The sequence below is a fragment of the Adhaeribacter radiodurans genome (genome assembly GCF_014075995.1).
Taxonomy (GTDB): Bacteria; Bacteroidota; Bacteroidia; order Cytophagales; family Hymenobacteraceae; genus Adhaeribacter; species Adhaeribacter radiodurans.
In genome coordinates this window covers 3,292,598-3,307,779 of record NZ_CP055153.1, presented here as the reverse complement: position 1 = coordinate 3,307,779, position 15,182 = coordinate 3,292,598, and the positions used below count along the sequence as shown (strand labels likewise).

Here is a 15,182-nt window from a genome sequence, read left to right as displayed (position 1 = left end):
CATAAGGAGATACACTCATGTTTGATAGTTTAAGTAGCAAATTAGACCGGGCCTTTAAAACTTTAAAGGGCCAGGGTAGCATCACTGAAATTAACGTAGCACAAACCATTAAAGAAGTCCGTCGGGCTTTGGTAGATGCCGACGTAAACTATAAAGTAGCGAAATCGGTAACCGATAAAATAAAAGATGAAGCCATGGGCCGCGATGTTTTAATTGCGGTATCGCCGGGTCAGTTAATGGTTAAGATTGTGCACGAAGAGCTTACCCATTTAATGGGGGGCGAAAAGCAGGATATTCAAATAAAAGGAGACCCGGCCGTAATTCTGATTGCGGGTTTACAAGGTTCGGGTAAAACTACCTTTACTGGTAAACTGGCTAATTACCTGAAAAAGCAAAACCGTAACGTGCTGGTGGCGGCTTGCGACGTGTACCGCCCGGCTGCGATTGACCAGCTAAAAGTATTAGCGGGCCAGGTAGGAGTGGAGGCTTATACCGAGCCGGAAAATAAAAATCCTTTGCAAATAGCTCAAAATGCCATTGCTTTCGCTAAAGCTAATAACAAAAAAGTAGTAATCGTGGATACCGCCGGCCGTTTAGCCGTGGATGAAGCCATGATGCGCGAAATTGCCGAACTGAAGGAAGCTTTAAAACCAACCGAAACCTTGTTCGTGGTAGATTCCATGACGGGGCAGGATGCGGTAAATACTGCTAAAACGTTTAACGACCGGATTAATTTCGATGGCGTTGTTTTAACTAAGTTGGACGGCGATAGCCGCGGGGGAGCTGCTCTTTCTATCCGGGCAGTGGTAGAGAAGCCAATCAAGTTTATCAGTACCGGTGAAAAAATGGAAGCGCTGGATTTGTTTTATCCGGACCGGATGGCACAACGGATTCTGGGGATGGGCGACGTAATTTCGTTGGTAGAACGCGCTCAGCAAACTTTTGACGAAGATGAAGCCCGCCGCATTAACCAGAAAATCCGCAAGAACCAGTTTAACTTCGATGACTTCTTATCGCAACTCGAGCAAATTAAAAAGATGGGCGATATTAAAGATCTCGTAAGTATGATTCCGGGAGTAGGTAAAGCCATGAAAGACGTGGAGATTGATGAGAATGCTTTTAAGCCTATTGAAGCCATCATCAAATCCATGACAAAAGAAGAACGGGCTAACCCGGATATAATAAGTGGCAGCCGCCGGAACCGGATTGCCAAAGGTAGCGGCACGAACATTCAACAGGTGAATAACCTTATGAAGCAGTTCAACGACATGCGCAAAATGATGAAAAACATGAATAAGCTAACCGGAAAAGGCGGGGCTATATCAAAAATGAAAATGTTTAAATAGAATTTAGGATAAAGATTTTAGATAAAAGATTTTATGCTATTAAAAAGAGGGCTTTCAATTATGGAAGCCCTCTTTTTATATATTTTAACGAAAGTAAAAAGTAATACCAAATAGTAAGAAGAAGTTACTACGGCGAACTTTGATGTTATTCTTTGGAGCCTTTGCTAGTCTCCATGCTCGGGTTTCATCTTATTTGATCAGGCTAAGTTTGCCTCGTGGCCGGTTGGCCTCGTTAAGCTGTTTCGGGCGGTTTAGCGAACCTTGGCTCACTGCGTTGCGCCATGCTGCTTTGCAGCACCGGAACGCTAAAAGGCCCTCAACAGCCAAACTGGTGTCTATTGCGTTTAGTTACTGCTTTTCTTCCAGATTTTGTATTAAGAAGAAGGAAAATAGCTTTTATATGCTGCTACTAATTTTAAGAATGACCGGAATAAAACTTCCAGTTCTGCTTTCCAACTCAGTAGATTCTAGGCAATGCGGCTTAGTACAATCCAATACTACTAAAAAAAAGTAAAAGCTGAAACGAAGAACAAAGACATCAGTTTGGCTGTGGAGCACCTGCTAGGGTTCCGGTGCCGTAGGCATTCCGCAGGTGGAGTCGAGGAAAGGAAGGCTAGCGAGGGCGGAAGAGCCAAACGGGGCCAGCCGGCCACGAGGCAAACTTGAAGCCTCAAACAAGATGGAACCAGTGCATGGAGGCTGGAACAGACTCCAAAGAAAACGCTTACTAGCAAGCAAATCCTATGATAGCTTTTTTACACAATTTGATATAAATTAATATTCAGATTTATGTGGATTTTTGTTCCATTCCTGAAAAGCAACAATAGCTTCTTCGGGCAGTAATTGCTCCATCGCAACCTGGCACTCATGCCGGGGTTTTTCTAATTCCTCGTAGATAAAATTGTCGTCGAAGCCAACGGCAGCGGCATCTTGTTTGGTATTACCGTAGTAAACTTTTTGGATGTGGGCCCAATAAATAGCCCCAAAGCACATAGGGCAGGGTTCGCAACTGGTATATAGTTCGCAATCGTTTAAATGATAGGTTTGCAATGTGGCACAAGCCTTCCGGATGGCATCAACTTCGGCGTGGGCAGTTGGGTCGTTGGTAGCTAAAACCTGATTAAACCCCCGGGCAATGATTTCTCCGTTACGAACTACTACCGCACCAAAGGGGCCACCAAACCCCTCGTTCATTTTTTCAATGGATAGCCGGATAGCTTCCCGCATAAATTCTTTTTTATTTTCCATCAGGCATAATAGGTGTTTTTATTCATAAACTTACTTCCGTAATTGAGGTAAGATAGTATTTAATGATGCAGATTAAGTAAGCCAACTATCTACAAGGAGGATAAACAATTTGCTTTTTACGTGTTATCTGATTTCAAATCATTTAAAATTTCTGTTAATTCTATAAGTACTTTATGCCAGATTCTTACCAAATCATTCGTCAGAATAGGTAGCAATTCCAGATGTACTTGTCTAGCGGAGTAAGTTTCTACTAAATTTATTAATGTATGCAGCTCTTCCACCCCAACTAAGGTAGCGGCAGATCTCATTTTATGAACAGACTTTTTTAAATTTACCCAATCCTGGTTCTCGGTATGATAATAAAGCGTCTTTATATTTTCGGGGGTTTGTTGTAAAACTAAGGTTATCATTTCGGTTATAAATTCAGCATTATTGCAGCCTACTTCCTGCAAGTACTTTAAATTAACAAAATTACCTTTTGTCTTCAATGTTGTATCCTGTCCCGCATTAGGAGATGGAAATAATTGTTCAGAGATAGTATTTTTTCTATGTGCTTTGGCCACAAGTATAATGAATACTGATTGCTTTACTTTATGAAATATTTATACAGAACCTTAATATCTCATTTATATACGGCTATACATAGATTATTATAAAATAATAGTCTTCTTCCTGATTTTAACTTCACAAAGTCCAAGCTTTATTTTAGATTATTTCAACAATTCAATAGGTAGTACGATTTCTCCCTAATAATAGATTAAAAATTATTAAATAGGTAAAGTTTAATAAATGCTAATGAGATTTAGGAAGAATTTATAAAGTAAACATTAGCTGGGGTAGAGTTCTGCGCCGGTAGGTTATAATAAATCCATCTTCTCCGTACCAGAACAAAATTTAGGGGTTAAGAATATAATGTAAGTGCCTTAAAGTAAATTTATCAAATAAGGTAAAATAAAAAAGCCGTTTCCTTACTGAAAGGAAACGGCTTTAAACAGCCAAATATTTAGTAAAAAATTAATCTTCGTCTATAATAAGCCGGAATCTACGCAAGCCTTCCCGTAAAATAATATAGAATACGTATAAAAGGCCCGCCAGTAATCCAATCAATGCACCCTTAACCGCATTTTTTTCAATTGTGCCGCTGGCTGGTTTGCCAAAAGTAATAAACCGGTCTATAATCTCAATTTCAGAGTTTATAAATAATAAGCGGTCAATTTGCAATTGTAGATCATATAATCGGAAATCTTCCCGGTAAACATCGATTGGATTCGATTGTTTGTCATTTAAAGTTACGTTGGTGCCGGTTTTACCTGGGCCTTGGGGTAAATAGCTTTTTGCCATGTAAGATTTAAGGGTATCTAAGTTTTTCGATTCCCGGATTAATTTGGCCTTTCGGTTTAGCAAATTTTTTCTTTCAATGGCTATTCGTTTATTAACAAATTTATTGTTTTTAATATAGTTTACCAGAATAGTATCTAAACCAACCAGAGTGGTGGTATCGTATACCTGCACCATAATCTGGAAGGTAGAATCGCTGTGATTTAAAATCAAAGAATCTATCCGTCTCTGATTGCCTTTTGTACTTTTATAAAGGTCAATCAGCATTTGCATATTGGGCGAAATAATCTGCTCTACTTGAATTTTTCGTAAAGTTTTCGCCTTTTCCGGTTCTATTTTTAGTAAATTAGCCAGAACCCGGTAGTTATTCTCAGAGCAAAGCCGGTTTAAGTTTTGAATGGAATTATCTAAAAATTCGCCCCTGTAATAGGCCGAATTTAAAGTCATTCTGGATTCGTAAAAAGGTTTGAAAGCGTAGAAATAAGCTATTCCCAAAATAATACCGGCAAGTACCAAAGCAAGAATAATTTTTGTTTTGGAAATTAAAGTATCCAGGTATAAAAAGAAGAATCTAAAAATAGATTTAAAAAATCTTACAATTCCTCTCCCAATAGAAATAAAAATTTTACTCAGATCAATTTCGTCCAAACTGGAATTATTCTCAACTGGAGTACGCTCTTTGTAACTCATATATTAAATTCGAAAATTTACTTTTTTAGGTTGAAACGAGTAAGCGATTTTAGTTAGTTAAATAAACTAGCAGAATACTAAAGTATTGTATTCGTTTAAAATATTATTTCTTTAAAATAGAGCATCTGGTTCTCATTGAAACTCTCCTTATCTAGTTTCCGCGCAAAAGTATAAATATTTACTAAAAGGTAAGCTACGCTCTGGGCCACTAAATTAATTTTGCTTTTTAATCCTACAATCATGAAGTTTGTGCAATGAAAGTAGTCATTCTTGCAGGTGGTTTAGGTACCAGATTAGCTGAAGAAACAGATTTACGGCCAAAACCCATGGTCGAAATTGGGGGCAAGCCCATCATCTGGCATATCATGAAAATTTATTCAACTTATGGTTTTAACGAATTTATCGTTTGTTTAGGCTATAAGGGCTATGTAATTAAAGAATACTTTGCTAATTATTTTTTGCATCAGTCAGATGTAACCATTGATTTATCAAACAACGATCTGGAAATTCATAATAGTTTTTCTGAAAAGTGGAAGATAACCTTAGTGGAAACCGGCAAGGATACACTTACCGGAGGGAGAATCAAGCGCATTCAGAAATATATTGGGAATGAAAGATTTATGCTTACTTATGGCGATGGTGTTAGTAACGTAAACATTAACGAACTCATTGAAGCGCATGAATCCGGTAAAAAACACGTAACCATTACTGCTATTCAGCCATCCGGTCGTTTTGGGGTATTAAGTTTAGAGGAAGATAACCACATTACTTCTTTCCACGAAAAAAGGAGCGAAGATGTGGGTTGGGTAAATGGTGGTTTTTTTGTGTGCGAGCCTGAAATTTTTAATTACATAGAGGGCGACAGTACTATTTGGGAGCGCGAACCGTTAGAGAATCTGGCAAAAGAAAACCAGTTAAAAGCATTTAAGCATAGAGGTTTCTGGCAACCTATGGATTCATTAAAAGATAAACTGGATTTAAACGAACTCTGGAATAGCGGGAATGCCGCCTGGAAAATTTGGTAATGGAAGCATTTCTGCGCGAAAATTATGCTGGCCAAAAAGTTTTTGTAACGGGCCATACTGGTTTTAAAGGTTCCTGGCTGCTGGTTTGGTTAAAGCAATTAGGAGCAGAGGTAATGGGCTACGCCAAAGCGCCCGAAACCCAAGAAGAACTGTTTAATCAAATCTCCGGCGAAGATTATTGCTATTCGGTAATTGGCGATGTATTAGATAAACCGTTTTTAACCAAGTGTATTTCAGAGTTTCAGCCCAGTTTTGTTTTTCACTTGGCCGCCCAACCTTTGGTAAGAACTTCTTACGAAATACCCGTTGAAACCTTTGAGGTAAATACCATTGGCACAGCCAATGTGCTAAACGCCGTAAGAACACTTTCGGGTAAATGTACAGTCGTTATAATCACTACAGATAAAGTTTATGATAACCAGGAATGGCCGTATCCTTACCGGGAAGTAGATGCTCTTGGGGGCTATGATCCGTACAGTGCCAGTAAAGCATGCGCCGAATTGGTAACTAATTCTTACCGCAATTCCTTTTTTAACGTTAAAACTGTTTCAGTTCATCAAAAAACAGTTGCTACCGCCCGGGCAGGTAACGTAATAGGTGGTGGTGATTGGGCCCGCGATAGAATTGTGCCGGATATTGTGCGGGCTTTACAGAATAAAAATCCTATTCCTGTACGTAATCCCTTAGCCATCCGGCCCTGGCAACATGTGCTAGAACCTTTGTTCGGGTATTTACTATTAGGTGCTAAATTAGCCCAAGAGCCCGAAATATACTCCGGTGCCTGGAATTTTGGCCCTAACACAAACGATACTTTACCCGTCGAAAAATTAGCCCAGTTAGCAGTTCAAGTATGGGGAGAGGGATGTATCCAGAACCTAAATTTAGCAAATCAACCCCACGAAGCAGGAGTACTTAAACTAGATATTAGTAAAACGCAAAAATTATTAAAATGGCGGCCTTATTTAAATACCATAATGGCCGTAGAAAGAACCATTCAATGGTATAAAAGCTTTTTGTTAAAGGAAAGTAGTGCTTCGGAATTAATACTCGCCGATATTGCCAGTTTTTTGAATCAAATAAATGAAAGTGAATAAGTGCAATGGAAAACCTAACAGCTACTGGCTTTAAAAATATAAACGGAGAACTACTTTCAGGGTTAGAAGAAATTGCTCTTCGGAACACAAGTAAGCAATTCCGACCGGGAGTAGACTATATTCCGGTTACTGGCAAAGTATTAGATGCCCAGGATTTACTTTATGGTGTAGATGCCACTTTAGATGGCTGGTTAACTACTGGCCGGTTCGGGCCTGAATTTGAAAAGAATCTGGCCGAATGGGTTGGGGTTAAATATAGCTTTTTAGTAAATTCTGGTTCTTCCGCTAACTTGGTTGCTTTTTACGCTTTAACTTCTCCTAAATTAAAAGACCGGGCTATAAAACCCGGCGATGAGGTAATTACGGTAGCTGCTGGTTTTCCTACAACGGTTAACCCTATGATTCAGTTTGGGTGCATACCGGTTTTTATTGACGTAGATATACCCACCTATAATATTAAAGCCGAATTAATAGAACAAGCAATTACTCCTAAGACAAAAGCCATTATGATGGCGCATACCTTGGGTAATCCGTTTAACTTAAGTGTAGTAAAAGAAATTGCTAAAAAATACAAACTTTGGCTAATTGAGGACGATTGCGATGCTTTAGGAGCTACTTACCAAGGTAAAAAAACGGGTACTTGGGGTGATTTGGCTACTTTATCTTTTTACCCGGCGCACCATATTACTATGGGCGAGGGCGGAGCAGTTTTAGTAAATAATTTAAATTTACGTCGAATAGTAGAAAGTTTCCGGGATTGGGGTCGAGATTGTTATTGCGTTCCGGGCGCAGATAATACCTGCGGAAAGCGTTTCTGCTGGAAACTGGGCGAATTACCGGAAGGGTACGATCACAAATACACGTATTCTCATATTGGATTTAATTTAAAAGTAACCGATATGCAGGCTGCCATTGGTATTAGCCAGCTTAAAAAAGCCGATTATTTTGTAGAGAAGCGGAGAGAAAATCATAAACTGCTATACCAAAAGTTAAAGCCCTTTGAAGATCATTTTATTTTGCCGGAAGCAACTCCTGAGGCTAACCCTAGTTGGTTTGGTTTTATGATTTCTATCCGGGAAAACAGTCCGATTAACCGGAAAGATCTTGTTTCTTACTTAGAAGAAAATAAAATTGGTACTCGTTTATTATTTGCCGGAAATTTACTTCGCCAACCGGCTTATCAGAATATTCAATACCGGAAAGTAGGGGATTTAACGAACACCGATTTTATTATGAACAACTCTTTTTGGTTAGGCGTTTGGCCCGGATTAGAGGAACAACATTACGATTATATGGTTGAAACTCTGCATACTTATTTTAAACAAAATAATATTTCCAGGGGAGAATCGTAAGGTATGGTTTCCCTGCTACCTGACCTACAACATATTCTGATTCATACAAAAGATGTATGGCCTTTTCTCCGGGATAAGCACTTGTTTATAACGGGAGGAACTGGCTTTTTTGGCCGATGGCTTTTAGAAAGCTTAGTTCATGCCAACATTACCCAGAACCTGAATATTCAAATTACTGTTTTAACCCGTAATAGCGAGGCATTCCAAACAAAAGCTCCGCATTTATTTAATTATTCTTTTTTAAAGTATCTGGCAGGAGATATTCAAAATTTTACTTTTCCGGAACGCTCTATTGATTACATTATACATGCGGCCACCGAAGCTAATGCGCAACTAAATGCGGAAAGTCCGCTTTTAATGACGGATACTATCGTTGCTGGTACCCGCCGGGTATTGGATTTAGCCCGAAAAAAGCAAGTGAAGTCCTTGCTATTAACCAGTTCCGGAGCTATTTACGGCCTCCAACCACCCGAATTAAAGCATTTGTTTGAAGATTATTTGGGAGGACCAGATATCACGAATCCTTTTTGGACCTACGGTGAAAGTAAACGGATGGCAGAATTACTTAGTGCCATTTATTTTAAGCAATTTAATATTCCAATTAAAATCGCTAGGTGTTTTGCCTTTGTAGGTCCTTTTTTACCATTAGACACTCATTTTGCTGCCGGCAACTTTATTTTAAACGGGTTAAATCAACAGCCCATAATTATAAAAGGGGATGGTACTCCTTACCGATCCTACTTGTATGCTGCCGATCTGGTAATCTGGTTGTTGCGCATTTTAATTCATGGCCAAGCCGGAAAGCCGTACAACGTAGGATCGGATGAAGAAATATCTATAGCGGAATTGGCAAATTTAGTGGCCCAGCAATTTCAGCCGGTTTTAGAACCGCAAATATTAACTAAGCCGCAGCCACAGTTAGCTCCGGAACGTTATGTACCATCGGTTCAACGGGCGAAAGAAGAGTTAAATCTTAAAATTGTTATCTCTTTAGAAGAAAGCATTAAACGCACCATAAATTTTTACGGGAAAGAATAACTTGAAATTATGCCAGTAGAATTAAAGCGCCCTTGTCCGGTATGTCAATCGCAAACCGGAAATTTTCTTTATCATCAGGATTTTATTCTGTTTGATGGGCATCCGCTAAGTCAGGGGTATGATCTGGTTTATTGCGATAACTGTTACTTTACTTTTGCGGATACCACCGTTACTCAAGCAGATTACGATGAGTATTATACAAACTTATCGCGCTACCAGGATAATAAAACATCAACTGGCGGCGGTGAAAATGCTTTGGACGCTAAACGCTTAGACGATACCGTAGCGGATATTGTTAAAAAATTAACCTCAAAGAACGCCCGAATATTAGATATTGGTTGTGCCAATGGCGGGCTACTCAAACGATTTAAAGATTTAGGATACACCAATTTGGTTGGCATTGATCCATCGCCGGTTTGCGCAGAAAATACAAAGAAATTAACAGGGTTAGAGGCACATGCCGCAAGCTTGTTTCATATTCCGGCTCACTTAGGTACTTTCGATGTTATAATAGTATCTCATGTATTGGAGCATTTGTTTGATTTATATCAAGCAATTGAAGGGTTTTATGCTATTTTAAACGAAGGCGGAATTGTTTATGCCGAATGTCCGGATGCCGGTAATTACTATAAGGTTATTCACGCACCCTTTCAGGAAATTAACACTGAGCATATTAATCATTTTTCTACAACGTCTTTTTTTAACCTGTTTTCTATTCATAATTTCACAAAACTGGCCGATGGTAAACGGTCTTTCCTGATTCCTTCCGGATTACCATATACCGCCGTTTATGGATTTTATCAGAAAAGTGCGGAAAATACCAGTAATGAAATTACTAAAGATTATGCAACAGTAGAGGCAATTCAAAGTTACATTCAGAAATCTAGCTTAATTTTAACTAGAATAAATGAAAAAATAGAAGAATTGAACTCCAGGCAAAAAGAAATTTTTGTTTGGGGTACTGGCCAATTAACGATGAAACTATTAGCAAATACTGCTTTGAGAAATGCCAATATAAAGGCTTTTATTGATTCCAGTCCCGTAAATGCAGGTAGACATTTAAATAATCGTCCTATACTTCATCCTACCAAGGTGGCCGATTTTATAAGCAAAGATGATGTGATTTTAATTACTTCAACAATCTATGAAGAAGCAATTCAGAATGATATTAGTACTATTTATAAATTCCAGAACCAGGTAGAGGGATTAAAAAGATTTATAGCGTAAAAAGCCGGCACTTTGATAAGAATTCGAATGGAAGAAATTATTGATAAACTCTTTGCGGAAGATGTAGAAAGTGCGGCAGCCAGGGCAGCTGCCCCTTTTGATCATTTAGTAAAAGGAAGAAATCTGATATTAATTGGTTCCGGAAACTTAGGTTTAAAGATTTTGCGCGTTTTGCAAAAACACGATCTTGCACCAATTGCCTTTACCGATAATAATCCGGCTAAATGGAATAGTACCCTAGAAGGTATTCCTTTACTATCTCCGGCAGAAGCCGCCGAAAAGTATAAAGATAATGCTGTATTTATGGTATGCATCTGGTCGCCGGGGCATTTCTATAAAAAAACAAAAGAGCAATTTGAGTTATTAGGTTGTAAAAATGTAATGCATTGCAGCCACTTGTTCTGGAAATACCCGCAGGAGCTACTACCGCATTACCATTTTGATTTACCTCAGAATTACCTGATCCATAAAGACGCGATAAAAGCGGCCTATAATTTACTAGCAGATAATGAATCTAAAGCGCAATATCTGGCTCATCTGAAAGCCCGGCTTTTTCTGGATTTAGAAGCTATTCCGTTACCTTCCGGCGAAGCGCAATACTTTCCGGAGAACTTATTTCGTTACTCGGAACAAGAAGTCTTTTTAGATGGTGGTGCCTTTATCGGCGATACCTTAAAAAGTTTCCTGGATGTCTATGAAAATGGTTTTACATCATATATGGCTTTAGAGCCAGATCCAACTAATTTTTCAAGTCTAAATCAGTACGTTGCAGATTTGGATGCCTCGGTAAGAGCAAAAGTAAAAACCTTACCCTACGCTGTAGGTAATAAAAGAGAAAAGTTGCGGTTTAATGCCACCGGTGGAGGGGGAGCCGTTATTAGTGATAGTGGTTCCGTGGAGGTACAGTGCGTTACAATTGATGAAGAGTTTGGGGATTCACCGCCAACTTTTATCAAATTAGACGTAGAAGGAGCGGAACGTTATGCCCTGCAAGGAGCCCTGCATATCATACAACGTTATCAGCCGTTGATTGCGGTTTGTATCTATCATATGCCAGATTGTTTGTGGAACATCTTATTATATTTGCAAAAAATTAATCCGGAGTATACATTTTATTGCCGAACGTACGAAGGCGATGGTTTAGATTTCGTTCTGTATGCCGTTCCGGTTGGCAGAGTTATATAGATTTTACGATTAAATAAGAATGATTAAACTATCAGATTTTATTTTTAAGTATTTAGCCGATAATGGCGTTTCCGATATTTTTTTAGTTACCGGGGGCGGTGCGATGCACTTGAATGATTCTATTGGCAAAGAAAAAAGAATTAATTATATCTGTAATCACCATGAGCAAGCCTCTGCCATAGCTGCCGAAGGTTACGCGCGCGTAAAGGATTCCGTGGGAGTAATAAACGTTACTTCCGGACCGGGTGGTATTAATGCCTTAAATGGGGTTTTTGGAGCCTGGACCGATTCCATTCCACTTTTGGTTTTATCCGGCCAGGTAAAACGGGAAACCTTAATGTCGGGCTATAACATACCGGGGTTGCGGCAATTAGGTGACCAGGAAGTAGATATTATCCGGATGGTGCAAGGTATAACCAAGTACGCCGTGCTGGTTACCGAGCCTAACTCTATTAAATATCATTTACAAAGAGCATTACACCTGGCCATGGCTGGTCGTCCGGGTCCTTGCTGGTTGGATATACCTGTGGATGTACAGGGAAGTATGATTAACGAGGAAGACCTTTTCGAGTATGATCCGAAAGAAGATCAGATTTCTTTTGACTTAACCAACTTACCAGATTATTGTCAGCAGGTTATTCAAAAAATAAAGGATTCAGAAAGGCCAGCCTTGTTGGTAAGTACCGGCATCCGTTTAGCCAGGGCTACCGATTTGCTAGAACAGGTAGCAGATAAATTAGGTATTCCGGTGACAACTGCCTGGTCCCACGATGTTTTTCCGCACGACCATCCTCTGTACTGTGGTAAACAAGGCACTATTGGCGATCGTCCTGGTAATTTTACGGTTCAGAATGCCGATGCCGTATTAATAGTTGGTAGCCGGATGCCCATTAGGCAAGTGAGTTATAATTGGGATAATTTTGCCCGTTGTGCCTACAAAATACAAGTGGACGTGGACCAGGCCGAGCTAAGTAAACCTACTTTTAAGGTTGACCTGCCCCTACACTACGATGCCAAGGTATTTTTAGAGGAAATGAATCGCCAATTAGATCAATTAGACTATAATGCCTCGAAGTATGAATCCTGGCTTAATTGGTGTAAACAACGAGTTGACAAGTATCCTGTTTTACAGGCCAAACATATTAATGGAAGTGAAAATTTAAATCCGTATTACTTTTTATATACCCTTAACCGACAGCTTAACGGAAAGGATGTAATTGTATGCGGCGATGCCACTGCTTGTATTGTTACCTTCCAAACCTCTTATATTGTTAAAGGGCAGCGGCTTTTTAGTAATTCGGGTTCTGCTTCCATGGGTTATGATCTTCCGGCAGCAATTGGGGCAGCTGTAGCCAATAAAGGGCAGCGTATTATTTGTTTGGCAGGCGATGGTAGCATTCAAATGAATATTCAGGAACTTCAAACGGTGGTTCATTACCAATTGCCCATCAAAATCTTTATTTTAAATAATGGTGGTTACTTGTCTATTAAATCAACACAAAACAGCTTTTTTAAACAAGCAGTAGGTAGCGGTCCAGAAAGTGGAGTAAGTTTTCCGGATATGGAGAAAATCGGAAATGCGTATGGTATTCCATCTTTCCGGATAGAAGGAAACAATTTTAAGGATACCCTGGAAAAGGTATTAGCAGCCGAGGGACCCGCTTTAATTAACGTTATTTTAGATGAGCAACAATTATTTGAGCCGAAACTAAGTTCTAAACAATTGCCGGACGGTCGGATGGTTTCTGCTCCTTTAGAAGATATGTTCCCTTTCCTGGAAAAAGAGGAGCTTATGCAAAACCTGCTTATTCCGGCTATTAAGTTCTAGTATGCAATTCCAAAATATTATTTTTGATTTAGACGGTACTTTAATCGATTCTTTTCCGGGCATAGAGCAGGCTTACCAAGTTGCCCTGCATCAGGTTCTGCCGGAAAGAACGGTACCCGACATTAAAAATCTGATTGGTCCACCCATTGATAAAATATTTGCTCTCTCGCTGCAACTGGATAATGAAGTTATCCTGGCCGGGTTAGTTAGAGAATTTAAAATGGCTTACGATACTATTTGCTGGAAAAATACTGTAGTATATGATGGCGTTAGGGTGGTGCTTGAGCAATTAAAAAACAAACAATATAATTTATTTATTGTAACAAACAAAAGGCAGGCACCCAGCTTGAAAATTTTAAATCATTTCGACTTAGCCGATTATTTTACTGAAATAATTTCTCCGGATTCTTATCAATCTAACTTTACGGTAAAAAAGGAAACCTTATCTTTTTTAATGCATAAGTATCAAATGCCGGCTAAAAAAACTATTTTTGTCGGCGATTCAGAAGATGATAGAGAAGCTGCCGCATCAAATAACATAGATTTTGTAGCAGCTGTATACGGATACGGCAAAGCCAATACAAACCAGGTTTATAGCATAAAAAACCCGGAACAATTACTTACATTGATATTTAAAAATTAATTTTTCATGATTAATACAAATATATTCGAAGATCTATTTGTCCTGGAAATGGCAAATAACCATTGGGGAAGTGTAGACCGAGGATTGAAAATAATTAATGATTTTGCGAAGATTGTTCGGTTTAACAATGTTAAAGCCGCTATAAAATTACAGTTTCGGGATGTAGATAATTTTATTCATAAAGATTTTAAAAACCGTACCGATATCCGGTACATTAAAAAAACTTTAGACACCAAATTATCCCGGGAAGAATATGGTATTTTAGTCGATGCTATTCGTAAAAGTGGTTGTATTCCTATGTCTACTCCTTTCGATGAAGCTTCCGTAGACTTATGCGTAGAATTAAACATTCCCATCATAAAAATTGCTAGTTCCGATTTAAACGACTGGCCTTTGATTGAGAAAATTGCTAAAACTAAAAAACCGGTTATTGTTTCAACGGGTGGTTCGTCCTTAAAAGATATGGACGATTTTGTTACTTTTTTTACAAATCGTAATATTCCGATTGCCATTAATCATTGCGTTTCTATTTATCCGGCTGAGGATTATGAATTAGAATTAAATCAGATTGATTTTTTAAAGAACCGTTATCCTGATTTAGTAATAGGGTATTCTACGCACGAATATACTGATTGGACTTCTACCATTATGATGGCCTACGCTAAAGGTGCTCGCACCTTTGAGCGGCACATTGATATTGAAAGCGACGGAATACCTGTTTCTCCTTACTGTACCTTACCTCATCAGGCTGACACCTGGTTTAAGGCATTTAACAAAGCTAAAGAAATGTGTGGCGCCCCGGGTATATCCAAAAGAAATCCACCGGAAAAAGAAATTAAGTATTTAGATGCATTAGTCAGAGGAGTGTATGCTAAACGCACTCTTGAAAAGGGCTATACCATTACCCATGAAAATGTAGAGAAAGATTTTTATTTAGCTATTCCTTTGCAAAAAGGACAACTTTCGTGCCGGGAGTTAATGTCGGGAGAGACCTTACTTACCGATTTGCACGTTGATCAAGCTGTTAAAATAGATGATATTGATTCGCCGTATGCAGGTAATGAATCGTTGAAAAACATTATTTATAAAAGAGGATTGTAATTCTGTTATCATTTTTAGAAATGGAATCTATTGTTACAATAGATTCCATTTATTTTTAATTGTATTC

13 protein-coding genes are annotated in these 15,182 nt (G+C 38.8%); 10 read left to right on the top strand and 3 right to left on the bottom strand.

Annotation, left to right across the window (positions count from 1 at the left end):
* Positions 1-17 precede the first annotated feature (17 nt).
* Complete coding sequence (gene ffh / locus HUW48_RS13400; RefSeq protein WP_182416152.1) at positions 18-1,346, top strand: signal recognition particle protein; 1,329 nt, start codon at positions 18-20, stop codon at positions 1,344-1,346.
* 774 nt (positions 1,347-2,120) lie between these two features.
* Here the strand turns inward: ffh and HUW48_RS13395 are convergent.
* The 3 genes from HUW48_RS13395 to HUW48_RS13385 all read right to left on the bottom strand — a co-directional run bounded on the left by HUW48_RS13395 (position 2,121) and on the right by HUW48_RS13385 (position 4,622).
* Positions 2,121-2,594, bottom strand: coding sequence for a nucleoside deaminase (locus HUW48_RS13395; protein ID WP_182416151.1), 474 nt, complete (start codon positions 2,592-2,594; stop codon positions 2,121-2,123).
* Between the two features lie 116 nt (positions 2,595-2,710).
* Positions 2,711-3,157, bottom strand: coding sequence for an Hpt domain-containing protein (locus HUW48_RS13390; RefSeq protein WP_182416150.1), 447 nt, complete (start codon positions 3,155-3,157; stop codon positions 2,711-2,713).
* Positions 3,158-3,608: 451 nt separating this feature from the next.
* Entirely contained in the window at positions 3,609-4,622 is a 1,014-nt protein-coding gene (locus HUW48_RS13385) for a hypothetical protein (RefSeq protein WP_182416149.1), read from the bottom strand.
* Positions 4,623-4,876: 254 nt separating this feature from the next.
* Between HUW48_RS13385 and rfbF the strand changes: the two genes are divergently transcribed.
* Genes rfbF through HUW48_RS13340 form a run of 9 tightly spaced genes read left to right on the top strand, consistent with a single transcriptional unit; the run spans position 4,877 to position 15,115 of the window.
* Positions 4,877-5,647 (top strand): glucose-1-phosphate cytidylyltransferase, encoded by a 771-nt coding sequence (gene rfbF, locus HUW48_RS13380; RefSeq protein WP_182416148.1) that lies wholly within the window; start codon positions 4,877-4,879, stop codon positions 5,645-5,647.
* Positions 5,647-6,741 (top strand): CDP-glucose 4,6-dehydratase, encoded by a 1,095-nt coding sequence (gene rfbG, locus HUW48_RS13375; protein WP_182416147.1) that lies wholly within the window; start codon positions 5,647-5,649, stop codon positions 6,739-6,741. The genes rfbF and rfbG overlap by 1 nt, the downstream gene beginning before the upstream one ends.
* A 5-nt stretch (positions 6,742-6,746) precedes the next feature.
* On the top strand, positions 6,747-8,093 hold the full coding sequence (rfbH, locus tag HUW48_RS13370) for a lipopolysaccharide biosynthesis protein RfbH (RefSeq protein WP_182416146.1): 1,347 nt from the start codon (positions 6,747-6,749) through the stop codon (positions 8,091-8,093).
* Positions 8,094-8,096: 3 nt separating this feature from the next.
* Positions 8,097-9,131 carry an NAD-dependent epimerase/dehydratase family protein gene (locus tag HUW48_RS13365; RefSeq protein WP_182416145.1) on the top strand — a complete coding sequence of 345 codons (1,035 nt, stop codon included), beginning with the start codon at positions 8,097-8,099 and terminating at the stop codon, positions 9,129-9,131.
* 9 nt (positions 9,132-9,140) lie between these two features.
* Positions 9,141-10,358: a class I SAM-dependent methyltransferase gene (locus tag HUW48_RS13360; RefSeq protein ID WP_182416144.1), complete on the top strand. Its 1,218-nt coding sequence runs from the start codon at positions 9,141-9,143 to the stop codon at positions 10,356-10,358.
* A gap of 27 nt (positions 10,359-10,385) precedes the next feature.
* Positions 10,386-11,543 (top strand): FkbM family methyltransferase, encoded by a 1,158-nt coding sequence (locus HUW48_RS13355; protein WP_182416143.1) that lies wholly within the window; start codon positions 10,386-10,388, stop codon positions 11,541-11,543.
* Between the two features lie 19 nt (positions 11,544-11,562).
* Complete coding sequence (locus HUW48_RS13350; protein WP_182416142.1) at positions 11,563-13,371, top strand: thiamine pyrophosphate-binding protein; 1,809 nt, start codon at positions 11,563-11,565, stop codon at positions 13,369-13,371.
* Position 13,372: 1 nt separating this feature from the next.
* The gene (locus HUW48_RS13345; RefSeq protein WP_182416141.1) at positions 13,373-14,014 is read left to right on the top strand and encodes an HAD family hydrolase; all 642 of its coding nucleotides are present in this window, start codon (positions 13,373-13,375) and stop codon (positions 14,012-14,014) included.
* Positions 14,015-14,020: 6 nt separating this feature from the next.
* Positions 14,021-15,115 carry an N-acetylneuraminate synthase family protein gene (locus HUW48_RS13340; protein ID WP_182416140.1) on the top strand — a complete coding sequence of 365 codons (1,095 nt, stop codon included), beginning with the start codon at positions 14,021-14,023 and terminating at the stop codon, positions 15,113-15,115.
* Positions 15,116-15,182 lie beyond the last annotated feature (67 nt).